Origin of the sequence: Nitratidesulfovibrio liaohensis (assembly GCF_011682075.1) — a bacterium.
Taxonomy (GTDB): Bacteria; Desulfobacterota; Desulfovibrionia; order Desulfovibrionales; family Desulfovibrionaceae; genus Cupidesulfovibrio; species Cupidesulfovibrio liaohensis.
Window position 1 is genome coordinate 1 of record NZ_VSMK01000550.1, and the last position, 24,193, is coordinate 24,193.

Sequence of the window (24,193 nt, forward strand, 5' to 3'; positions counted from 1 at the left end):
GCAGCCAGGACGACCTCAAGGCCCTGCTGCCGCAAGGCATGTCAAAGAACAACCCGGTCTAAGCCAGTTCACTGATGTCTACTTGATGACCGCTCGCCTGAAAAGGTGGGGTTGTCTGGACGGTTACTTATCTCCCAAGTCTGGGGCATGGCCCGGAATCATGAAATCGTGAGCGGAGAGTGCCCCTGCACGCGCATCAAGAAACCTCGCAAGGACAACAGGCGGATGCGCTTCCTGACGGAATCCGAAGCAAGCACCCTACTCGCGGAGCTCAAGAAAAGATCGCAGGACACCCACGACAGCGCCCTACTCTCCCTCTTCTGCGGCCTCAGGGCCGGTGAAATCCATGCGCTCACCTGGACGGACCTCAACTTCACTGCAGCGACCATCTACATCCGCGACCCCAAGAACAAACACAGCAGGCATGCGTACATGACCGACGAGGTCCGGGCGATGCTCACGGAGCGCTCCCAGGTCCCGAACGGCACAGAGTACGTCTTCCCGGCCCAGAACGGAGCCAAGCGCAACTGGGTATCCGACACCTTCGAGCGCGTCGTCGAGCAACTTGGTCTCAACGAAGGGGTCAGCGACACCAGGCAACGCGTGGTCTTCCATACCCTGCGCCACACGTTCGCCAGTTGGCTCGTGCAAAGCGGCACACCGCTGTATACCGTCGCCGAACTCATGGGGCATACCACGCTTGAGATGACCAAGCGTTACTCGCACCTCAGCCCCGATACTATCAGGGCCGCAGCGATGAGCCTACAGGGCAGACTCAGCAAATAGCCCCCTCCTCGGCTTACCCGCGCACCTACCTGCCAATTGCTAGAGCCTTCCCCTAAAGGGGAAGGCTCTAGCTAGACACACCCAAAAACTCCCAACACAGCGTTTTCATTGAAAAATTGAAACGATACTCAACCCATGACGCCAAGCCCTGCCAAGACGTCTAACACACTGAAATTACAGATACAGCCAACAGAACCCACGACTCGTCAAGTCTGCCTGCCACGCCTCGACACCGTCAACTCGTCGGTCAAACGTGGCAACATGGCATCACCTGCGGACCACACACCTCCGGTCCTTTGCCCCCCCAATTGCTTGTCCGGCTTCCCACAGGCAAGACAGGGGCAAGTGAATGCCCCCCGCACGCTCAGCGAGAGGCACGTCCCCCTTAACGCCTTCAAATTTGGAGCGCCAGCGGCGTGTAACTGGAGAGCACCGTGTCGCCGGTAATCAGCCGCATGGGTTCGGCCATAGCCTGGGAGACCAGCATATGGTCAAAGGGGTCGTTGTGGTGCCTCGGAAGGGTCGCGAGCATCTCTGCATGCGCACCAAGAAGGGGAAGCTCAAGGAAGCCGCTCTCCTGCGCTGCGGCACGAAGCACGGACAACTCGGCATCAAGTTTGCCGATGCGTGTCTTGATGGCGATCTCCCACCAAGACACGGAACTGACAAAGACCTCGTTCTCATCAGCAAGCAACAGCTCCCGAACAGGCTCAATGCGCGGGGAATCGGTCAACGCCCAGAGCAGCGCGTTGGTGTCCAGCAACAGTCTCATTCCTCGCTCCCTTCAAACGCCGCGAGAAGTTCCGGCGGCAGAGGAGTGTCGAAATCGTCGGGGACTTTCAGCTTGCCCTTCAGAAGACCAAGGCGCTTTTTAGGCTTAGCACTTGCGGCCGACTTAAGGACGGCCTCTGCTCGACCATAGCTGCCGATGAAAATGGTTTCACCACCTGCCGCACGTTTTACCAACTGCGACAGAGAGCTCTTGGCCTGATGCATGGGGACGATATTCATAGCCACCTCCATACGATACTCCTTGTCCATTTAGACTTAGCTAGAGCTTAGTCCGAAGTCAAGAAAAGCTCTCCCGGTGCCGGACGAGTCAGCAAGCCCAAAATAGCTATCGACCCTCCGGTGGGGGTTGGTAGTGTCCAGAATTTTGCGCACTTTCAGTAGCCGCCAGTTGGCGCGGTGTTGTCTCTTCTTTTCACTCCTGCAACAGGCGCATATTGAGGTATCGTTCCGTGCCCCACTTCTGGCCTGACATGTAGCGCAATCGGGCCGCCACAAGCATGAGGGCGGCGTGACCATCCGGAAAACTGCCAACCACGCGGGTGCGGCGTCGGATTTCCCGGTTCAGGCGTTCCAGAGGGTTGTTCGTGCGGATATGGCGCCAATGTTCCGGAGGAAATCCGTAAAACGGCAGGGTTTCATCGCATCCGTCTTCCACGATCCGGGATGCCTTTTCAAGCCGCATGGTACGCAGTTTGTTTACGACTTCCGCGGTCTTTTGCCGTGCGGCCTCCTTGTCTTCCTGGGCATGGATGGCCTTGAGCATGCGCGCCACATCCTTGGCCTTGCCTCGTGGCACGGTGTGCAGCACGTTCCGGTAGAAATGCACGATGCAACGTTGCCATTGCGCTTCGGGATAGAATTCGCCCAAAGCCTCCAGCAACCCAAGGCTTTTGTCGGACACCAACAAGCGGATCGTGGTGAGGCCGCGACTGCGCAAACCACGCAAAAATTGTCGCCAACTCTCGGCGTCCTCTCGTGCCCCTTCGGCCACGCCAAGAATTTCGCGATATCCGTCGGTCGTGACGCCGATGGCCACGAGGACCGACACATTTTGAACCTCGCCACCCCATGAGCGCTTCAGCCAGATGCCGTCCACGAAGACATACGGGTATTCGCTAACCAGCGGGCGGTTGCGCCAGGCATCCACGCGCTCGAAAACCTTCTGGTTCAGATCGCTTATGGTGCTCGGGCTGACACGGCTGCCCCACAGAGCTTCCGTGATGTCCTCGACCCGGCGCACGGAAACGCCTGCCAGATACATCTCCACCAGAGCCTCTTCCACGGAACTTTCACGGCGTCGATAACGCTCTATGATGGCGGTTTCAAACGGCACGTGGCGCAGCTTGGGCACCTTGAGACGGACGGTTCCAGCCGTGGTCTGGAGTTCGCGCTGATAGCTTCCCGACCGGGTGCTGGCCCGCTGCGCATTGCGTTCGTAGCGCCGGGCCTGACACAAGGCGTCGGCCTCAGCATCAAGAAGGCCGTTCAGGGTGTCCTCCACGCTCTGCCGGACAACCTCAGCCACATGCCCCCGCAATTCTGCCTCATCCACGGCGAGCACGGACAGTTTCTTTTTACCCTGCTCCTTGGTACTGCTCATCTCGTAGCCTTCCTTGGTGGTATGGTGGTTGATTGGTCTTGACCAACCTTACCAACTTGGCGGGCTACTTCCATTTTTTGAATGTGCGAAAAATTCTGTACGTTATCTGGGGGTTACACCAAACACGGCAGCAGTGTCAGGCGAATACCATCTCTGTATACACAGTATGTAAAAAATAAGTCTGACAAAAAACCATCATACAAAAACTTCAGCAGCAATCTATTTTAAACACATAAACACCAAATATATCGATTTTATATTCCACAACTACACATGCTAAAATGGTATTATCTCTCTTATATCTATATATTATTAATAGTATTAATTACATATCTTACTTAATACATAAACACAACTTACCATTATCACATACATAAAAATATCAACACTCATACATATACATATAAACAATGATCAGCAGTTAAACACACGCACTAATCCCAAGCAATATCAACACATCAACAGCTAGCCAAATCTAGCCATAGCAAGAGCCGACATCACAAGTGTCGGCTTGTTTTTGTGTAACAAATAACACATCTCATTAATTCAATAGCCAAACAAAGGAGTACACCTTGTTTATCACAGAAAATACCTACAGAGGCTACCCAGTTCAAGCATATGACGACAAACCCTGTCGTCGTGATATCCTCGATGCCATCATTGACCGCATTGAATACATGACGAGTAGATTCAGCAGAGTGCTCTTCATTCGCTTTGACTTACGATATCCGAGAGACTTCTATTCATCCCGTGGAAATGACGACATTCAGCGTTTTTTCAACAGCTTTACACGCTATTTATCCCGCAAGGGGATAGCCTTCCAGTACGTCTGGGCACGTGAACAATCCAGAGAAAAACACCAGCATTACCACGTAATGCTGCTGCTAAATGGAAATCTCACATGCCACAGCTGGAACCACATGGAGAAGGCTGATGCCCTTTGGCAGAGAGCATTGGGGATCAATTATCCTGGATTATTAAAGAGATGCAACAGAAGCAGAGATGGTAGCTCACATCCTGACTTCATCCACCTGGATCGTCATGATGCCTGCTATGAACGAGACATCGAGAGATGCGTGGAGTGGGCCAGCTATCTGGCCAAGACGAGGACCAAGGGCTATGCCCCCTTAAACGTGAGAGAATGGGGAGCGAGTTCATTGCCAACTTAATGGTGAACAACCGAAAAAAGCCCATGCGAGGGCAAGGTCAACAGGACCCACTTTGCATACATGCTGAAATAAGCCTGTCTAGTTGCAGGCCTCAATCACTTTGGCACTCAATGGAGAAACAAGTATGACAAATCGGCGAGAAACACTTCCAGCGCATGCTGTGCGGGCCGAGAGTCGCTTTTGGAAGAGATGCAAAAATCAACCAATATGTGCCCAGCCGTATGCATCTTCAAGCAGTGTTTTAATCTTCTTAGCCAAATTTTCTTTATTTTCTACATGATACACATGTATTATATCTGACATTTCATCGATTGGTGTGACTTTGTTTTTTGAACATATGCTCACGATGTCACCATGGTCAAAGACAATGACGTCGTACACAAAGGCAATATTAAGATATTCATCGTGCATTAATGTTTTTTATACGCACATGGCTATCGTGGCGAGAAACCATGGAAGCGAAGGTACAGCATGCGTAAGGACGTTGCCAAAAATGAGCGCGCTGTGGCTTTATAGATATTGTACCGCTATTGATTTGCACATCGAACGTGACACCGATTACGTCTTGTTGCATTTGTATTTACACCACTTCGGCTTGTAGCTGATTTTCTGGACTTATCATGTAGCTAGCTTGCCAGAAAACCCTATAGAAATCGGTTGCTCTTGTCGCGGGAATTTCAACTCATGGCCCTTAATCTGGCTCTTCCGGGTTTTCCGTGGGTAGCTGACCGGCTAAAGTCCTCCACGGAGGACTCCCATGAAGGACACAGTCCTGTATTCGCGGATTCTCGGCTTGGCCGAGCCATGGTTTGTCGAGGCTGTTAAACTGGACACGTTCGAAGGCCGGGTGGACATCCGAGTTGAGCGCAGCCATGGAGTCCGATATGCGTGCCGATTTGCGGACGGGGTCTGACTTGCCGCGACCATGCCGAGCCACGGACCTGTCGTCATCTGGACACGTGCCAGTTCAAGACGTTCCTGAGCACACGGATTCCGCGAGTGGACTGCCCTGAGCACGGCGTGCTGCAGGTCAAAGTGCCATGGGCTGAGAGCAAAGGCCGTTTCTCCTTGCTTATGGAACTGTTGAGCATCAACGTGTTGACCGAATGCGCAACCGTCACGGGAGCTCGGCGCATCCTGCGCATCACCGGGTGACCTGCCGGGTTTCTTCGGACCACTCAATTCTTGAGGGTTTCCCCACGGTTCAGGTTTTTTCCCTGCTGCCGACAAAAGTGTTCGGGCGTCATGTTGTTCAGGCTTGAATGTTGGCGAACGGAGTTGTGGTGCCGCCTCCATTCCTCGATCACTACGCACGCCTCGGCCCGACACCGGAACCATTCCATTGACAGGCATTCGTCGCGAAATTTGCCGTTAAAACTCTCGTTCAAACCGTTCTACCAGGGCTTGCAAGGCTCAATCAGAGCCAGATTCAGAGACTCCCGAGCCGCCCATTTGAGCAGAGCCTTCGACAGGCGGGACAGCACCTCAATCACCCGGCCCGACCTGATGCTCCCGGCAACGTCTATGGCCAGGCATTCGCGAGTGTATTCGTCCACCACGGTCAGGCATTTGATCTGCAGACCATTTGCACAGGCGTCGTAGACAAAGTCGTACGCCCACAGTTCGTTTGCACCCATCGGCAGTTGTGGTCGCAGACGGGACGCTGCAATCCGCTTCCGAGGCCGCTTCCTGGGTACCTGTAACCCGGCCTTGCACCAAAGCCGGAACGCCTTGTCGGCACCCATGACATGACCCAGACGCTCCATGAACACGTTGATCCGGCGATATCCAAAGCGCTGATACGTCGCAGCTAGACCTGACATCGCCGCCATCAGGGACTTGTCCCGAGCCTCCAGCCGTGACTCGCAGTGGAGCGACGACCGGGAAGTGGATGACAGCGCACACTCCTGCGTTGTGAAAGTCCGCGACTCCTAGCGTATGCCACCTGGATGCGTCGGACGGGTGGGCCTACCATTTTTTTGCAGCGATTTCCTTCATGACCTCGATTTCAAGGTCCCGTTCCGCAAGTATCTTCTTCAGCCGCGTGTTCTCTTGTTCCAGCAAGCGTAGCCGCTTCACGTCATCGGCGGACATGCCTGCGAACCGCTGGCGCCACGCGTAGATCGTCTGCTCGCTGATTCCATGCTTCTTGGCCACCTGGGCCACTGGACTACGGTCAGCTTCTCGCAGAATGCCGACCATCTGCTCTTCGGAAAATCGTCCCTTTTTCATCGGTTCCCTCGTGGTTGAGGGAGAAAACTATCTCAAGTTTCGGCCGGTCTGAAAAGTGCCGGGCAGGTCAGTGGGCAAGTTCATTCCTCCCTTCGTGGATATGCGACAATGCGATGAAGGCCGTTCTCGACGCGGGCGGCAAGATCATCTTTCCAATCGTTCACGATGCAGTCCGCATGCGCGAATGTCTGTTGATTCATTGACTTCATGCAGGTCAGTGAACAATTCTCCACAGGGGGGGCGAAGCAATAATCCGTGCTATGTCACACAGGTTGTCGACGCAGGCTAACGCTTTTGAAAAATGTCTTTGCAAAAAGCTACAATTCTTCTCCAAAAGACGCCTACCCCAAGTAAGCCCGCAGCCAAGCCCTGCAACAGCATACTACCCGTTCCAGGGTCAATGTACGCGTGGGCAGGTGTTGCCATGACAAAACAAGCCGCAACGGCGTAGACAGTAGATTTGAAAGCGAGAGTAGGCATATTATTCTCCTGTATTTTGTGAAGCTTTTATCAGCTGCCTTACGTTGTGACAGAGGTGCATCAGTTGCTGAGTAGGGTCACATCTCTAAAAAAGACACTAACTTTGCCGTCAAAATCCCACATTCCAAGAATTTTTGGCGAAACAGCATCAAGGGCTTTGAAAGTTAACAATATTTTCCCTTGTGCAGATTCGAGTATAGAAGAGGGAAGCGTGATTTGAGCTTTTGTCATCCCAGTACTAACGCGCATCTCCACGAGTGAGGTTCCATTTGCTTCAACCTGAAGTCGTTGCATTGGGTGTTGTGGGTTCACCAATGGTTCGATAGAAAATGCCAGTATGGCATCAGTGCTTTTGGGGTGTTGGGAAAGATCCAGAGCCATGTCGCCACGATCGCCGTGAATCCACGCACCGCCGGGTTCTTTCGCAGTCAATCCTGAAAAGGTTTGGATGTTTTGCAATGGAAGAGTTTGGGCTGGCGCAATTCTTGTGTAATCGATAATTGCGCGTTTTGGATCACACATCAGCGCTGGAAGAGAGCTCAAGCCATCTACCACCTCCGTAAGATGATGACTTGCAGCAGAGAAGAAAGGAGACAATTTTGCGTTAGGATCTATTAAGGCAACTACAGGAATCCCGGCATTCTCAAGGGGCATCTCGGGCAAACCAAGCTCCTTTCGGATAATCTTTCTGGCAACTAAAGTTGTTTGTGTGCTTCGCGAAAGATTCGCAGGTGTATTCTCTGCGCCGGGACGCTTGACAAATATAGCAGAGTTATATTGCTGGCCTGGCTGTCTCCAAAAAACGTTTTTTTCGCCATCAAAGTCGTCTGTTGATGTAATGCCAGCATATTTGAGATACGTTCCGTGATCTGCTACAATGATAATCAAAGAATCGTTATAAATCCCAAGTTGCTGGAGGTGAGAACACAGATCACCAAGTTGCTGTACAAAAAAGCGGATTTCTTGGATGTAAGTTTCTTGTCCCTCTTGCTGTGCTGGTTGCCAAGTCACTCTTCCATTGGCCTTTTCCCATATAACGCTTGGAGCATGTGGAAGAAGGTTGTGCTGGAATATAAGCTTATTTTCGACATGTCCGATCGATTGCTTTAGAAGTTTGTTGAAGCCATATGCACCTTGCTCTTTCCATTTAAGCACTTCTGATGAAATGCGTATACTAAAAGCATCAAATCTGAAAAATTTTTTCCTGAAATTACGTAACATGCTCAAATCAATCACATGTGCGAGGTACTCGAAGCTTAATTCCCAAGGATTTTCGCTTCTTACCCGGATATGTGATAAGTGCATAAAGCCAAGTTCAAGCAAATCATAACCGACCTTCTGCGCATCCGTGATAAAGGAATCTGCGTGTGCGGCATTAAGATTTTTTCTGAATGTGGGCACTTCTTCGTCAGAAGCGTATACTTTGCCACTGAGGATGGCCGGTAGAGCGAAGCTTGTAAAAGGAAAGGGACTTATAGCCCTCGTATAAGCCGTAAAGCCGGGGAGTTGTTCTTTCAACTCTGGATACAACTCCAGAACTTTTTCCACTGATGTGCCTTGAAGCATATCCGCTACAATAACGATAATATTTTTTTTGCTCCCAAAAGAAAGATCTGTTTCTTCAGAAAGGTAGGTGATTTGGCTTTCCTGATAAACTGTTATTGCAGCTACATAGGTGCTCAGGCCAAAACAAAACAAACCAGCCATGAACGCAAGGCGTCGGAGCAGAGCCGCTTGCTTAAGAGCGAAGACGGTGGTTGCAAAAATAGCGATGCCATATCCAATGTACAACGAGAGCATATCAAGAACAGTTGGCTCGGTCGCTGTGGAACCATCCTGTAGAGGGCTGGCTTGAGGATAAAAAACTGTTGCAAAGAAAAAAACAACAAAGCAGGCTGACAGGAATGCTTGGGCAACATGCGTTACAGCCCTGCCTTTCCATCGATACAGGCCAAATTGTAAAGGAAGAAGAGTTACAGACAAACCCAGCGCGGTTGCAAGTCCTATTCCCAGCAAATTCATCCAGAACGAAGCTGCAAGGGGATATAAGTCTTGTTGAAAAAAGATTAATGCTGGATTGAACACCGTAAATAGGCAGCAAAGCGGTATCGCCACGCCCAGAAGGCGAGCAAATAGGCGAACCCATTCAGGCACTCGTTCGTAAGACTTATGCAACATTTACTCTCCCTTTGCGCACACACGTAAAAGGTAGAGTGTGCGGTGTGCGTCGGTTATCTGATGTGAGAATTCAATGGTGAAAAACTCTTGGGCACATTGTTCAAAGCCCTGTTGTGTATATTGCGGGAAAATATCTGGCCTATTGCACAGCAATCGTTGCACCTGCGAATCTTCCTTGCTCACAAATTCTACAATCCATACTGGAGCCAAGCGGCGTAAACACTTGAAGACGCTAGTAAGCGGAACATTGTTGCCAACAACGAGATGGTGTACCAAGGCTAGCGCCATACCGCAGTCGGCCTGCATGCGTTCAAAAAACGATGCACGCTCAGCACCATTCCATCCAATGCCCGGTGATGGTGTGGTAATATCTGCAAGAACAGGGTGAATGCGCGTGGAACTTTCTGCAAAGCATCGCTGTGTATTTGCATCAACGGCTATGGGATCGATGTCGACAGACAGAACTTCCTGGGCATGGTCTGCTGCAACCCGGCTATAGAAACCGTCATTACTACCCAAATCTAGCACTCGCGTTGGATTTAACCTTTGCAACCATCCAGTTATAATGGTTTGTTTTTGATTTGCTTGAGCCTCTGAATAATTAGTATCGCTATAGTAGCTGCTCCACTCGGTCTTCACCTTTGGTGTTTTCAAACCAAGAATCAGGTGATGGAGGCTCTCAAAAAGGTTACTCAGCGTTTTCTTACTGACAGTAACAGCGACTTTTTTTCTGGTATCTGCATTCTTGCTTTGTAACGAAGCGTGGGCATGAATATGCAAAGCCAGCGATGGGGATAGTTTTGTATGCCAAGGCAACAGTTTGACAGCTAAATCAAGAGGAATGCCATCTAGGTGTCGCAAAAATAAGGAGTTACACCGCATATCTGTATGGTGCATCAGCGCAAGTGGTGCAAGAAAATGCGAACAAAACTGCCTGTAACCTGCCCAAGGTTGGCCTTCATTATAAACCGTGAATGAAAGTGTATCCAAAAAGATCATGCGACCATGATGCCAGGTTACATTATAAGCGGATGCATCTTTCAGTGTGAGGTTATGCGCAAGGGCCAACTGAAGGATTTCGAGCGTACACAGGGCAGCGGATCGAAGTTGGCTGAAGCTCCATTCATAAGGATAACTGACACAGGAAATTTGCTCTGGGAGCAAAACTTTTTCACCCTCAGCACACGCAAATGCAACACTTACATCTTCATGGGGAAGCAAAAGTTTTTGTTCAATGCATGCTGCATAGCAGCCACTCTCCATCAATGCGGTATAAGTTGCGGCATATGAAGCGGACACGAGGCGATAATAGATCCCATTTTGTTCAAAAACATATCCATCAGGGTCACGAAACGAAGCTGGATGGGGTTTGCAGATGCGCTGAGTGCTATTAAACATTATGATTATCCGTATATGAAAAAGTTAAAAGTATTGTAAACCTCCCCAAGTTAGTGCCATGCAAAAGTAGAGACTTCCTTGGGTGAATTTTTCATGAGGAACTCTGCCGGGGCAAATCGCCAAGAGATTCGTGGGGTCGCTCCTCGTTGTACTGCCGCAGCCAGTTCTCCGTAATTTCCTTCACTTCTGTAAGGGATTTGAACAGGTAGAAGTCCAGAACCTCTTCCCGATAGGTCTTGTTGAACCGCTCAATGTACGAATTCTGTGTGGGCTTGCCTGGCTGGATGAACTCCAATGCCACGCCGTCCTTCTCGGCCCAGTCGGCCAGCAGCACGGAAACCAACTCCGGCCCGTTATCCATTCTCAATTTGGCAGGCAGCCCGCGCCAAGCCACTATTCGGTCCAAAACCCGCAAGACTCTTGCCGCTGGCGAATTCGTATCAACTTCGATCGTCAAACACTCACGGCTGAAGTCGTCCAGCACGTTGAAAGTCCTAAACCTTTGACCGCTAGCCAATGCGTCATGCATGAAGTCAATGGACCAGCAGACATTCGCGCATGGCGGAACCGCCAGTGGTTGCGGGTTTCGCGAGGGCAGGCGCTTCTTGCCTTTGCGCCGGAGGTTCATCTTTAAAAGACAATATACCCGGTAGACGCGTTTATGGTTCCAGCGAAAACCGTGTCGGCGCAATACCGCGAACAGCTTGCCGAAACCGTAACGAGGATACCTGTCGGCCAGTCCCAGGAGCGCTTCAATGATCGGCGAATCATCTCTCGGTTTGAGCTCATACCGGTACACTGTCCGGCTAAGCCCCAGCGCAGCGCATGACCGCCGCTCACTGAGGCCATGCTCGCTGTGCATGAAATCCGCCAGATCGCGCTTCTCGGCTGGCCTCAAAGCTTTTTTTGCAATGACGTCCTTCAAGGCCTCGTTCTCGAGGCTGAGATTGGCGAACATGCGCTTGAGCTTGCTGTTCTCTTCTTCAAGCTCCTTGAGCCTGCGGATATCCGAAGCTTCCATGCCGCCGAACTTGGCCTTCCACTGGTAGTAGTTGGCTTGGCTCACGCCGTTTTCACGGCAAATATCAACGACCTTGCGACCGCCTTCGGCTTCTTTCAAAATCCGAATGATTTGGCTTTCTGAAAATCGAGACTTCTTCCTCGTGCCCTCCGTGAGGCAATCTTGATCAGAAATCTCTATTTTTCAATGGACCTATTCTAGGGGAGGGCTACAATTTGTACTGGCAAAAAGGACATGAAAGCGATGTGCATTTTTCATCGACCCGCGATACGCAACTTTGGCGTATCCAGAAAAGCGCTTGCCTATCACTAATGGATGCCCACCAGATGTGCAATGTGTTGGGGTGCCCATAACGAATGGATTTCTCACGGGCAGCCGCGTTGATTTTGTCCAGCAGGAGGCAACTTCGATAAGTTCAACTAATTGAGAGGCTAAATCTGTGCAAATTCCTGAGAGATTGAAGACAGCCGGCAGCATCAGGGGTTGGAGCAATCAGCCCCTTGACATAGTTACGCGCCCTCACTGCTTGAGCACCCAAATCCAAGCAAACCAAGGGCAGTCCCAGCATCTCGATTTCCTGCGCCACATAGCAAAAGGTCTCCGGTAAGGGAGAAGGTACCAGGCATGCGGAAACGCCGTGCTTGATAAGCAAGTCCGGCAGATCATCATGATTATAAGTCCCTGTCACGTGTAATAGGGGATGACGCAAGGAGCTTTCTAGCACTCCTATGACAACCACGCGCATGGGTACTGCTTGCTGCTCCATGAGGCGTACCAAGTCTTCCACCAGTCCCGCCCCCTTGGGCCTTGTAATGTTTCCAATCACCCCCACCACAGCTTCTTTTTTAATTTTCTGCTCTGGAAGGGGCAACCAATCGCATAAAGGAGAATGCGGCACAATAAGGATTCGCTCCGCACTGTTCGGGTACACCTTGTCAAACAATGCCTGCACACTGGCATCGGGAGCAATGATGCATTGCGCCTTATCTAGAAAGGGAGCCCACATAGCACGCCATTTTTCGATTCTGGTGTCCCTGTGGGCCATTGCAGAAATCTGGCAGGGCAAACATGTGTCACAGCGAGACATATCCGAAGGCACTCCACAGAATGCTCCAGACACATCAAGAAGCTGATAGGCAGGGCACAAAATGAAATAATCATGGAGAAATATTTCCAACTGTGTCGAGCCACGACATAAGTTTACCACGCCCTGCAGCGTATCGCCCAATCTGGGCCAACCAGCCATGTTGTTAAAAAAAATCTTTTCGGGAGTAGCGGCTTCAATAAAAAGCAAAGCTTGCTCAAGGTGTCGTGCGCGAAAGGTGCACACTTTCTGCTGCAAACGCCATGTAAAAAGGTAGCCCCCAACTCCCACCATATACTGCCAAAGAAGCACTGCATGGCCTTGCTGCAAAAGGCTTTCTGTCATGCGCTGACGATAGGCTGTGGCGCCGCCACCAGCATCATGATCGATAATAACACACAGTGGAGCATGTCCCCTGAAAGGGATGCTCCGCGGAACAGCCGACGAAGCTAGAAGCATGCGGCGTACTCTGCCCAAAACGCGTTTCACGTAAGCTCTGGCCTTTATGAAAGTGGCATAGTATCCGGAGGTTGCAACAGCATGCTTCAACCTCGACAGGGCCTCCTTGGGCTTTTGAGGATGAAGAACAGCGCTATAACCTTCAGCATAGAGCTGTGCCTGGCGCTGCGGTTGCAGGGTCAGCGAAAGTTTTTTGTGCGCGAGGACAGTTTTTGCAATTGCTGATGCCCGATTATGCTTCACAAAATTGATATGTTCAGCAAGATGCATAAAATCCAGTGGATCATGCAGCAAACCGTAACGTCCGTGCTCAAGTGTTTCTGCTATGCCTTGCGTATTGCTGCCAATAACAGGCACATGCAAGGCAATGGCTTCTAATAGCACAAGACCTTGGGCCTCATGAAGAGACGGCAGGCACAGAACGTCAAAAGCTTTAAAATAGCGTGCTGCATTGGGCAACATTCCTACAAAGCACGGTGCAATTCCCATATCGGCTGATTGCCTGCGCAGTGCATCCATCTGGCTTCCATCACCAATAATAACAAGAAGTGCGTCAGGAACATGCGCCATCGCACGAAGCAATGTTGTAACATTTTTTTCCGGCTCCAACCGACCACAGTATCCGACTACAAAGGCATCATCAGGAATGTGCAAAGCGCGCCTTGCATCAGTGGCCGAAAGCGGACAATCCACCAAACGCATGGCATTGGGAATTACTGCGGAGGAAATTTTTGCAACCTGGCGCATACGCTCTTGCAAAGAGGCTGAGACGCAGAAAAATTGTTTTGTAGAGCGGCGCATTAGTGGAAACAAGAAGCGTTTCCACAGAAAGGAAGTATAAAAATCTGCGTATCCGTGAATTGTTTCGACCACGTACGGGCAGGAGGCCATCAGATCTGCCACCCGCCCCACCTGAGCCGCAAGAGGCAAGTGAAGATGAACAATCCCCTGGCGGCGCGGGCGTAGCTCTGCCGCGATGCAACGCGCCATGCGAATTTTTCCGTCCACGTTGCATGGCAATACCCCCTGCTTCTTTTCTACAACGACATGGGGTATTCCAGCCTGAATAAAGAAATCCACATTATGGCGATTGGATGCAGCAAGGATGAGGACACACAGCACATCATGCCCTTGCAAATGTTGCGTATGGGCAAGAGTCTGCACAACAGTTTCCGCCCCGCCAAAGGCCGCTTCAATGATATGCGTAATACAAAGACAATGCTTCATTTACGCTCACCACGCTCATTTTCCGCAATAATTCTTCTTCTTGATCTCCACTCTTGTACTTTATACAAAATGCCGCAGTGATACATGATTTCCTTGAGCAAAACCTGTGGCTTCAAGCGCCAAAGCCAGCGCTCTCTTGCTGTGGCACGTGACCATGCATGGCAGTAGGCAGCCCTGCACGCCATGCTCCCATACACCTTTCCCATATGTGCAAAAAAAGTCTCTTCTGAGTCTTCAAAAGCGCATATTTCCTGAGGAGTAATGTCATGCAACAAGCGCAACCAAAGCACATCGGCCTCCTGCCGTGCCGCTTCCGTGCGAAAACCCTGACTGTCATGCAAACGTGATAATACGGTTATTTCAGGAGAGTATATGAATTTTGCCCTACGTGCCATGCGAAACCACATGTCATAGTCCTGAGTTGTGGGAAGGGCTTTGAAAAGTCCAACACTGGAAAACAGGTCTCTATGAATAAGCACGGTACAGCCGTTGATACACTGTTGAAAAACAGCCAGCATGGGATGTATATTTTGGGGCACTGTGCCCTCATGCGCAGGCCACAAGTGCTGACCTTGGGCCGAAATATAGGCGAAATTGGAAAACACAAAGGCTTGTTCGGGGGGGGACGACAGGCGACTGAGCAAATCGATCTGATGTGACAACCTTTCAGGCATGTACACATCATCATGCGAAAGCCATGAAAAAAAATCGCCACGCATGTTCTCAATACCCATGTTCAGTGCTGAGGCTACCCCTCCATTTTCCTTGACAAAATAGCGAATTTGCTCGCCATAGGACAAGGCTATGGCTTCGGTGGCTCCACCATCGGTGGAGCCATCATTGACAACCAATATTTCGCAGTGTGGGTAGGTCTGTGCAAGCGCCGATTCAATGGCCTCGCGCAGATAGTTGGCCCCGTTGTATACTGGAATGACAATGGAAACCAAATGCTCGGACATGATTATTTCCAAAACTTCACGAGCCGCCAGAGCTTGCGTTGCACCCGAATAATAGGCTTATTGAGCACCAGCTGTGCATCAGCAAAAGCTGCCTGTGTAGTGGCAAGCTCGGCTTGGGTGGCGGCAAGCTCGGCTTGGGTAATGTTTAATACAGAAGTCACACGGTCGAGTTCAATTTCTGAAGGAAGAGGGCGTCGAATATTGATAATATTTTCAGCTTTTGGCTGTAACTTGTGTGTGAACGTTTTAATGGCAAACATGGCTCCGTATGGTTGATCCAGTTTTCGCTGACGAAAATCATAACTATGGAAATCCTCGCAAATATGAAAATCCCATGTCTCACCAAAATCTTCAGGAAGCCATCCCGAAAGGTGATCCTGATATGACACACCACTAAGCCCCCATCCGTCTGTTTCTCCCGCTTCTGCATGCTGGGGCATAAATCCTAGTGGCGTAAAGACAATGACTTGTTTTCGAGCAATACGCTCCAAGTGGCGCAATACATCAAAACCGTCATGCTTTTCAAAGTGTTCAATAACATCAAGAAGAAATACCGTATCCACAGAATTATCACTAAAGCATTTCAGCGTCTCTTGTGCTTTTCCGCATAAAACAAGAATGCTTTTATCGTCTTTATGGCGCTCAAGCAAAATATCTGAATATTCTTTATATGGCTCAAGCATAATGTGCAGTGCTGGCCGAAAATAATTCATTGGCACAATACCACATCCAACATCAAGAACAACATCCGTATGCTCAATATGTGCTGCAACTTCGCCCCAAAAAGAATCAACAGAATACCATTTAATCTTTTTATTTAACACAACTGCCTCCATATAATAAACTCCGAGTACACTTTGCAGCCACAATGGTTCCATCATTTTCAGATGAAACAAAATTCAAAACAAATGCGTCATGAATCCAATGTAGTTGCCGATGCATCTTTAACGTACCTTCAGCAATGGCTAAAGTGACGACATATTCCGACGTTAGCAGATCTGGAAATGAAAACTCCATAACTGCTGCGTATATTTTATTTGCGTCACACGCCCAGCTTTTTACAGTCCGGTACGAATTAGTACCAAAAATACTATTTCCCATTCTGTCTTTTAGAATAAATCCAGTTATAACATTGCTCAACTGTTTGCGTGTCCTAAACACTATGGTCAATCGACATACATCACCACATGTGAATATAACAGTATCTTTTGTCGTATTTTCAACAATACAGCGCATGATTTCTGCGTCGCCATCGCCGAAGTTATCTTTATCAGAGAAATCAGACTCCGTTAAAAGAGAGACTTCATGAATGTGTTCTTTTGCACGTATCCCTGCATCAGTCTCTCCCTGTACTTCCTGAAATGCATCAGCTTGGACTTCCTTGGCTACTTCTTCGCGGATTGCATTTTCATCAGCAAAATTTGACGAGTAGCTTGAAGCCATATAGTGTTCGCAAACTTCTCTTGCCGGGCCAAACTCTTTTACACGCCCATGCTCCAACCAAAGAACATTGGTGCATAGCTGCATGACCGATGCGGTGTCGTGACTCACAAAAAGTACAGTTCCCTGCTCCCTGTATCCATGCATCTTCCGCAAGCATTTTTGTTGAAAAAAAACATCACCAACTGCCAATGCTTCGTCTACGATCAGAATATCCGGTGTATGCGAGACATTCATCCCAAATGCAAGGCGTGCGAACATACCACTGGAGTAAGTCTTCACTGGCTGATTTATAAAGTCTCCGATTTCAGCAAAGGCCTCAATATCACGCACTATCTGTTCGTTGCGTGCGTCATCAAAGCCCAGAAGCGATGTGAGAAAGCGGACATTTTCCCGACCTGACATTTCAGGGTTAAAGCCTGCACTCAATTCCAACAGAGCTGCAACACGACCTGTTACCGAAACAGAGCCACTAGAAGGAGACAGTACACCTGTAAGAATCTGCAATAGAGTTGATTTTCCGGCACCGTTGACGCCAATAATGCCCAAGTGCTCCCCCTTGCGTACGCTGAAAGAAACATCTGCCAGAGCGTGAAAGAGGGTGTGTCTGGACCTGAAAGGCCAAATGGCCTCTTTGAGCCGGTCAGACGGATTTGTGTATAGACGATAACTTTTTGTCAGGTGTTGGACAGAAATGATAGTTTCACTCATTACAGCACATCCGCAAAATGTGGTCTTGTTCTCTTGTACAGCAAAACACTAACTCTACTCATTAGCATGGCAAAGAGCCAAAAAATAGAAGTTTCGAGCGGGCGCTCCCAAAAGAATATACCGCCAAACAACGAATCACGATATCCTTGCAATATATAGTTGAATGGACTCAAAAGCAGCCAGCGAAACTTGGTCTCGGCAATCAAGGCAGGATTCCAAAATATGGGAGTGGCCCAGAACAACAGTTGTAAAATTACACCAACTATATTCATGACATCCCGCACAAATACCATCAATGTAGCAGTGAGAAGGGCTATTGAAGTGCATAAGATACAAGCACAAAACAAATAATACACAAGTTGCAACCAAGTCCTAGGATCTCCCTCGCCACCCACAAGCAGCGTGACCAGAAAAAAACACATAAGCAACAAATGCACAGGCAAGGCCGAAAATACCTTGGCAATGGGCAAGGTCCATACAGGGAAAACGACCTTGGTAACAAGGTAGCTGCTTTCCAAAATTGAATTACATCCAAGGCTGATTGCTTCGCTGATAAAAAACCATGCCAGCATGGCAGGGACAAACCAATTGAGGAATGAAACATTTCCCATCATGCCTGTTTTCAAGCCAAAGGCAAAAACGAAATAAATGAGTGCAATCGTAGTAAGGGGCGACAGAATCGCCCATATGCCACCAAGGAGCGTGCCAAGAGTTCTTTTTTTCAAGTCCATCAAAGCTTGGCGGAGAATGACTTTCAATGTTTTTTTGTTTAACATGTGTTTATTGTTTCTCAAAATTTCGTGATTATTTTTTTTATTGTTTGCCTAACCCCATGAGACTTGTAGTGCGCTACAATTTTATGAGCAGAATCAATGGACTTATCTAGCACCCCTTTAACCCCATCTGCATCATAATAAGTTTTGAGCTTTGCATATACATTTTCTATTCTGCTTTTCTTTGTGCAACGGCAATTTACACTTGCAGCATTTAAAACTTCGGGCTGTACCCTCGCATCTGATCCGAATTGATAAATCTGATCCATTAGATGCATTTTTTCTTCAGATTGTTCGAACTGAGCAATCACCTCCTCGTAAACACCTATAATTCGCTTGATATATATATCTTTATTGTATTCCTTTGTCGCAAACTCTAAAGAACGCATACTTCTTTCACGCAGCTCATCCTTGTTGCTACAAATCCTTTGCAGTTCATCAGCATACTTTTCTTCTGTGGTTGTTATGCCGCAAAACGGAGCATTTATAACATCATGCAGTGACGTGCCACCAAGTGCCAAAACCATTTTCCCACAACTCATGGCTTCAATAGCCATCAATCCAAAAGCTTCTTGTTCAGAGGGCATAAGAAAGATATCCGATGCCTGATAAAGCTTTGCCAGCAAGCCATCATCCTGCAACCAACCAAACTCTTTATGTATAAAATGACTCGGCAAGTCGTGAAGCAGGCCATTTTCTCCTACAGTCAGCAACACCACTTCGCCGCTTAGCTGTAATCGATTCAACGCGTTCTGCAATATATGAAGCCCCTTAAAATGACGCTGGGTGCGCGCAAAGATGACGAAGGCCGAAGGCGAAATTTTCAATTCATCACAAGCTATATTTTTTTCACAAGGCTTAAAAATACCCTGGTCAATACCAAATGGAATCAAAGAGACTTCTTTGCCACGCCAAATGGGAGATTCTTCCACCTTGGCCTGCATCCACTTTGAAGCCACAATTGCTCTGATGTTTGCGTTTGAAAGCGCCGTCTTTTTTATAGCAAACTCGAAAGCGGTTGAGTCTTCGTTGATGGAAAAAGGAACATCAAGGTATCTACAGGTACCGCAATGACTTTTCCATTTTATGCAGTCATGGTGATAAATGCAGCGACCTCCCAAGCTCCATGGGTCATGAAGTGTCCATACTACGGGCTTGTATTTTGATAAGAATGGTAAATGTTGAATATCAAACTTTGTATTATGAATAAGGTGCAAATGTAAAATGTCTGATTCAGCAAATTGCTTTGTAAAAAAAACACTTTTAAGCAAAGAGTTGCTAGATGTATTATCAAATTGATATGTTATATTGCTTGACGATTGCTTGTTTGCTACAAAGTGACTAGTCTTTATACCATTTTCATTCAAATAAATGCTCAAATCATGACCATTGAATTTATTACCTGTTAAGTCAGTATCACCTAACTGCATACAGGTTAGCTTCTCATCCTTTATTATTTTTCTGTCTGAAAGTTTAATTTTTAATTTTTTTTTATCTGAGAGTGATAAATTTGAATTGTCCAAAAGTTCATTATAATATGCATTTAACCGCTTTCTGACTTTTGACTTGACCGCTGCCACTTCGGGAGCAAGCGTGGACTGTGAAAAATACTTTTGGAACCAATCTTCACACTCTGGAATAGCAAGATGTCTCGCTGCCGAGATTTGCCCAGGATGCATGCGCCATGTGGCAAGCACTTGTGGCACATGCAGGAAATCTCCTTGCAACGCAAGGTTCCAGTACATTTCCACATCGTTTATATGCTTATACCCCTTTCTCTTAATGTTTTTTAGATGCGAAAGTGCGGATCGCCGTAATACTGTCCCAGGACACGCAGCTTCACAGCTAAATTCGGATAGATTTCGCAAAAAATCCCATGCACGTCCCTTTGTAGTTTGCGTGATCTCTCCATTTTCATTAATAAAATCAAAGTCTGGATAGGCAAGAATTTTACTGGGGTTATCGTCAAGAACTTTTAACATTGTTTCCAGAAAATTTGGATATACTGGGTCATCAGAATTTATCTGAGTAAAATATTCGCCCTGAGCAAGTTCCCATCCTCTATTCGCGGTTTCAGCCTCACCTCTGTTCTCATGATAGTAATATCTTACTCTACTATCCGATAAATAAGGCTTAATCACCTGAGAAGTGGCATCGGTTGAACCATCATCAATGATGAAATATTCAAAATCCGTGAATGTTTGTGCTAATACGGATTCAATCGTTTCTGGCAAAAGTGATGCTCTATTATAAGTCGGAGTAATAATTGTAAATTTCATCTTACATGCACCTATAGTTTGTAATATAGTTATCCGAGCAGCGCCGAAAGAATCTTGTTAACTTTTGGAAGGCGGGCAGTGACTTTAAGTGGAATTGGAGTTGCCCCTGCTAAACCGGACACCCTGCGGTTGCTGATGCGCGGATAAATTCTCTGGGGGATTTCATCCGCAAGCCCTTGTGAGGGTGCCTCTCGTTGTAGTCCTCGAACCAGCCGGGAAGCTGGGCCAGAACCGTTGCCGCATCAGGGCGGGCGTGTATATGCACGTAATCCCGCTTGAAGGTGTTCACAAAGGCTTCGGCCATGCCGTTGCTTTCCGGACTGCGCACCGGCGTGAAGCGCGGAAGCAGGCCTAGCAGTGTCGCAAACGCCACTGTTTCCCTGGCCGTGTAGCAGGAACCGTTGTCCGAGAGCCATTCGACGGGCTGTGGGGCCTTCACGGCCCCAAACCGCTTCTCCACGCACTCCAGCATCAAGTCCTGCACCATCTGGCCGCTGATGCCCGCCGTGGTCGCAATTGCCCCCATGGCCTCGCGGTCGCAGCAATCAAGGGCGAAGACTACCCTCACCACCTCGCCACTGTCGCAATGAATTTCAAACCCATCTGAACACCAGCGAAGATTACTTTTGAGGGTGATGACCTTGCCGTCGTGACTGCGGTCTGGCCGGTAGCCCTTGTGCCTGGCCAAAAGCAGGCCATGAAGGCGCATGATCCGATACACGCGCTTGTGGTTGACGCGCGCATGACCATCTAGGACCAAGCGACGATTCAGCATCGCGCAGACCCGGCGGTAGCCGTAGGTCAGCCGATGGTCGATGATGTCGCGAATCAGGGGCAACAGCACCTCGTCCTCAGCCTTGGAGTAGTGGGGTGGACGTCCCCGAGCGGCCTCTTTCACCCGTTCGGCTAGTCTGGAGCGCGAGACCGTCAGCGCCTCGGCGACACGCTTCATCGGGAACCGTCCTCCCAGGGCAACGGAGTGCGCGAGATCAGTTTTTTTTCGCGCGCAATCTCCAACGCCTCCTGAAGGATTTCGACCTCCATGGTCTTCTTGCCCAGCATCCGCTCCAGATCGCGTATACGCTTCTTGAGCGCCCGAACTTCCCCGGCGCCGACGACCTGGTCATCCGCTTGGACAGCGGTCTTGCCTCCGTCGCTCATGAGCTTCCTCCAGCGAAACAACTGGCTGGGAGAGAGGCCGTTTCTGCGGGCGACGTACGAAACGTTCATCCCCGGTTGCAACGACTCCTGGACCAGTTGAACCTTCTCCGCCACCGTCCAACGTCGACGCTGGGCTGTGGTCAACACTTCCACCACTGCTCCCCCGTTAGCACTAGGCTTGGACATAGGGCTAGACCTATCTCCTATCGTTGGCGGGGTGTCCGGTTCAAATGGGGGCTACTCCAGGAATATATATGCACACTGCGCTGGCACACAAGGCTGAAAAGCAAATCGCAACCCCAGAAACAAGAGTATTGAGTGAACCATGCAGCCCGTACAATTGCTCTAAAAATAAAGGGTGGATGAAAAATATCCCATAACTATGCTGACTTAAGAACATTTTCATTCTATGAGCACTTTGTGAATTTAAAACAGAAAAAACCTGAAAGTGTTTTAGCATTACAAATGCTAATATACTCATCACAACTACGTTAAAATGAAGATATGAAAAATAAGTTTCATCGAACACTTGTTTTTTTAGCGAAAGGTATATTGTCATTGCATATGTAAAAACAACAACACATACGTATGCCACAAAAAGATTCTTTACAGGAAATGTTGCTGTGATGGTATTTTTTCTCAAAAAATACCCTGCAACAGGGTATCCCATATACAAGAAGTAGGGATTATTGCTAAAAATTGTAACTTGAGGAAAAAAATTACTCAGAAGGACACATAGAAACCAAAGGCAGATAAAATAAACCAGCAACGATGGTGATTGTTCCATTGCAACAACACATTGCCTAAATAATGGATACAGCAAATATATTGTGATTATAATACCAACAAATGCAAAGTGATAGCATATTGACATCGGATTCGACAATGAAGCGTTGGCATTCCAATAAAAATAAGCATAAAAGCAATACGGAACAAAAAGTCGTAATAGTACTTTATCGATAAAAAAAGTTTTGAGCGAATAGTCCTTCGCAAGCATTACTGCGCCACTTGCCATCAAAAAAAGTGGGACTGCAGGACGAACCATAGAGTCGTAAAAAACAGCAACAGACCAATCAAAAGTTGTAATGCTTAATTGTTGATAACATAAAACTGAATAACTATGTAGAAATACGACCATCACTGTAGCTAAAGCTTTCACGTCATCTAAAAATTCTATTCGTTGCATAACGTTGCTCCTGATGCAAGCCAAAGTAAACATTGACATATTAAAATATATACAACTGTTTCAATGGCAATTAGAGGTAACCACAACTTTAGCTTCACGCTCATTTACAGTGAACTTGAGATTACTTGGAGCGCTACAAATTAAACGCTCCAAGTAATCTCAGTATGTACAGAGATAGTATTCAGCTGACACTTGCCGTACCCGGCTGGGGCGCTGATCAGGCTGCGTAGTGTCCTTCGTTATCTTCTTTCGGCTGCCCTTCGGGACGGCTATCAAGGAAGGCTTGATAGGGTGTCCGACCGTTCATGTTTCTGCCTTGGTGCGCACGCTCGTGGTTGTAGTGGTGCAGATAAGCGTTCAGGTCTGCCTGCATTTCGTCCAAGGACTCGTACCAGTTTCTGCGCCCCTGAATCCTGAAATGCTCGTCGAGCAATGTCCTGTGCAGCCGCTCCACAAAGCCGTTGCTTTGCGGACGTCTGACGCGGGTTGTCCGATGCTCGATATTTTCCAGTTGCAGGAATAGCTCGTAGGGGTGCCTGTCAGGACGCCTGCAGAATTCCCGGCCATTATCCGAAAGCACTGTGCCGACCGGCGTGTCGTGCTCCTCGAAAAAGGGCAGCACAGACTCGTTGAGCATGTGTACCGCCGTAACTAGATTTTCCCCACGCCCTTCAGCGTGCCTACGAAAAACGTATCCACGGCCACCAGATCGCCGCTGCACCGGGTTTCGATATGGCGCTCCCGGAATTCCGGGCTGAATCGCTCCAAGGTGCGAACCTGGTCGTCATTCCGGGCGATTCCGGTATCTCGCACATGCCGCTCCAGGCGCAGTAGCCGTTCATGTCGGGTCAGCATCCCGTTGCGGCTCCAGACGCCCCGCACGCCCCCGGAACTGACCTGAACACCTTGCAAAACCAACTGTTGGCCACGCGGACAGGGCCATGCGTCGGGAATTCAAGGCTGTACGCCAGAATCCTTTCCGACGTCGCCTCGTCCACCCGGTTCGGGTGCGGTTCTCGTGGCCCCGGCAGGCGGTCCACAGGCCCTTCTGCGCCAAACGTATGGTAATTGCAACGGATTTCATAAAACTGCTGCCGCGAATATCCCATGATGCGGCACGCCTTGCTCACGTTGTCGAGTTCGCTTGCAAGCTCTAGCAGGCTCAACTTCCTTCGTGCTACCTTCTTGCCTGTGGTCATGTCGGACTCCTTGCTGGTGGTTGATGAAGTTTCGCAACCTCATCGCTACCCCAGTCGGG

At 48.8% G+C, this 24,193-nt stretch carries 19 protein-coding genes and 2 pseudogenes; 3 read left to right on the forward strand and 18 right to left on the reverse strand.

Annotated elements, in window-relative coordinates:
• The first annotated feature begins 225 nt into the window (after window positions 1–225).
• The gene (locus tag FVW27_RS15615; protein ID WP_167126855.1) at window positions 226–786 is read left to right on the forward strand and encodes a tyrosine-type recombinase/integrase; all 561 of its coding nucleotides are present in this window, start codon (window positions 226–228) and stop codon (window positions 784–786) included.
• Between the two features lie 394 nt (window positions 787–1,180).
• On the opposite strand, the gene FVW27_RS15620 is transcribed toward FVW27_RS15615, so the two are convergent.
• The 3 genes from FVW27_RS15620 to FVW27_RS15630 form a co-directional block, all read right to left on the reverse strand.
• Window positions 1,181–1,558: a type II toxin-antitoxin system VapC family toxin gene (locus FVW27_RS15620; protein WP_167126858.1), complete on the reverse strand. Its 378-nt coding sequence runs from the start codon at window positions 1,556–1,558 to the stop codon at window positions 1,181–1,183.
• Entirely contained in the window at window positions 1,555–1,797 is a 243-nt protein-coding gene (locus FVW27_RS15625; RefSeq protein ID WP_167126861.1) for a type II toxin-antitoxin system Phd/YefM family antitoxin, read from the reverse strand. Before FVW27_RS15625 ends, FVW27_RS15620 begins: the two co-directional genes overlap by 4 nt.
• 193 nt (window positions 1,798–1,990) lie before the next feature.
• Complete coding sequence (locus tag FVW27_RS15630) at window positions 1,991–3,178, reverse strand: IS256 family transposase (RefSeq protein WP_167126864.1); 1,188 nt, start codon at window positions 3,176–3,178, stop codon at window positions 1,991–1,993.
• Between the two features lie 572 nt (window positions 3,179–3,750).
• Between FVW27_RS15630 and FVW27_RS15635 the strand changes: the two genes are divergently transcribed.
• The gene (locus FVW27_RS15635; protein WP_167126867.1) at window positions 3,751–4,347 is read left to right on the forward strand and encodes a YagK/YfjJ domain-containing protein; all 597 of its coding nucleotides are present in this window, start codon (window positions 3,751–3,753) and stop codon (window positions 4,345–4,347) included.
• A 198-nt stretch (window positions 4,348–4,545) separates the two neighbouring features.
• Here the strand turns inward: FVW27_RS15635 and FVW27_RS15640 are convergent, their stop codons facing one another.
• Complete coding sequence (locus FVW27_RS15640) at window positions 4,546–4,758, reverse strand: hypothetical protein (protein WP_167126870.1); 213 nt, start codon at window positions 4,756–4,758, stop codon at window positions 4,546–4,548.
• A 477-nt stretch (window positions 4,759–5,235) separates the two neighbouring features.
• Between FVW27_RS15640 and FVW27_RS20995 the strand changes: the two genes are divergently transcribed.
• Window positions 5,236–5,502 carry a transposase family protein gene (locus FVW27_RS20995; RefSeq protein ID WP_341806161.1) on the forward strand — a complete coding sequence of 89 codons (267 nt, stop codon included), beginning with the start codon at window positions 5,236–5,238 and terminating at the stop codon, window positions 5,500–5,502.
• 23 nt (window positions 5,503–5,525) lie between these two features.
• Here FVW27_RS20995 and FVW27_RS15650 read toward each other — a convergent pair.
• From FVW27_RS15650 to FVW27_RS15715, 14 genes and pseudogenes are all read right to left on the reverse strand, one after another.
• A pseudogene (locus FVW27_RS15650) lies at window positions 5,526–6,579 on the reverse strand (IS3 family transposase).
• Window positions 6,580–7,119: 540 nt separating this feature from the next.
• Window positions 7,120–9,237: a sulfatase-like hydrolase/transferase gene (locus FVW27_RS15655; protein ID WP_167126872.1), complete on the reverse strand. Its 2,118-nt coding sequence runs from the start codon at window positions 9,235–9,237 to the stop codon at window positions 7,120–7,122.
• Window positions 9,238–10,635, reverse strand: a complete 1,398-nt coding sequence (locus FVW27_RS15660) for a class I SAM-dependent methyltransferase (RefSeq protein ID WP_167126875.1) — start codon at window positions 10,633–10,635, stop codon at window positions 9,238–9,240.
• Window positions 10,636–10,685: 50 nt separating this feature from the next.
• A protein-coding gene (locus FVW27_RS15665; RefSeq protein WP_341806162.1) for an IS3 family transposase occupies window positions 10,686–11,830 on the reverse strand; the annotation gives its coding sequence in 2 pieces (ribosomal slippage) (window positions 10,686–10,747 and window positions 10,747–11,830; 1,146 coding nt in all).
• Between the two features lie 34 nt (window positions 11,831–11,864).
• Window positions 11,865–12,053 (reverse strand): DUF1156 domain-containing protein, encoded by a 189-nt coding sequence (locus FVW27_RS21270; protein ID WP_167126952.1) that lies wholly within the window; start codon window positions 12,051–12,053, stop codon window positions 11,865–11,867.
• Window positions 12,054–12,071: 18 nt separating this feature from the next.
• The gene (locus tag FVW27_RS15675; RefSeq protein ID WP_167126878.1) at window positions 12,072–14,426 is read right to left on the reverse strand and encodes a glycosyltransferase family 4 protein; all 2,355 of its coding nucleotides are present in this window, start codon (window positions 14,424–14,426) and stop codon (window positions 12,072–12,074) included.
• Entirely contained in the window at window positions 14,423–15,385 is a 963-nt protein-coding gene (locus FVW27_RS15680) for a glycosyltransferase (RefSeq protein ID WP_167126881.1), read from the reverse strand. Before FVW27_RS15680 ends, FVW27_RS15675 begins: the two co-directional genes overlap by 4 nt.
• 2 nt (window positions 15,386–15,387) lie before the next feature.
• Window positions 15,388–16,221 carry a methyltransferase domain-containing protein gene (locus tag FVW27_RS15685; protein WP_167126884.1) on the reverse strand — a complete coding sequence of 278 codons (834 nt, stop codon included), beginning with the start codon at window positions 16,219–16,221 and terminating at the stop codon, window positions 15,388–15,390.
• Window positions 16,199–17,536: an ABC transporter ATP-binding protein gene (locus FVW27_RS15690; protein ID WP_167126888.1), complete on the reverse strand. Its 1,338-nt coding sequence runs from the start codon at window positions 17,534–17,536 to the stop codon at window positions 16,199–16,201. The genes FVW27_RS15685 and FVW27_RS15690 overlap by 23 nt, the downstream gene beginning before the upstream one ends.
• Window positions 17,536–18,312: an ABC transporter permease gene (locus FVW27_RS15695; protein WP_167126891.1), complete on the reverse strand. Its 777-nt coding sequence runs from the start codon at window positions 18,310–18,312 to the stop codon at window positions 17,536–17,538. Before FVW27_RS15695 ends, FVW27_RS15690 begins: the two co-directional genes overlap by 1 nt.
• Window positions 18,313–18,326: 14 nt before the next feature.
• Complete coding sequence (locus FVW27_RS15700; RefSeq protein WP_167126894.1) at window positions 18,327–20,588, reverse strand: glycosyltransferase; 2,262 nt, start codon at window positions 20,586–20,588, stop codon at window positions 18,327–18,329.
• A 109-nt stretch (window positions 20,589–20,697) separates the two neighbouring features.
• Window positions 20,698–21,935 (reverse strand): IS3 family transposase gene (locus FVW27_RS15705; RefSeq protein WP_167126897.1). Its coding sequence is split into 2 segments (ribosomal slippage): window positions 20,698–21,590 and window positions 21,590–21,935, totalling 1,239 coding nucleotides; the frame shifts between segments, so codons are not numbered across the junction.
• Window positions 21,936–21,975: 40 nt separating this feature from the next.
• On the reverse strand, window positions 21,976–22,935 hold the full coding sequence (locus FVW27_RS15710) for an acyltransferase (protein ID WP_167126900.1): 960 nt from the start codon (window positions 22,933–22,935) through the stop codon (window positions 21,976–21,978).
• 217 nt (window positions 22,936–23,152) lie between these two features.
• Window positions 23,153–24,134, reverse strand: a pseudogene (locus tag FVW27_RS15715) (integrase core domain-containing protein).
• Window positions 24,135–24,193: the final 59 nt, after the last annotated feature.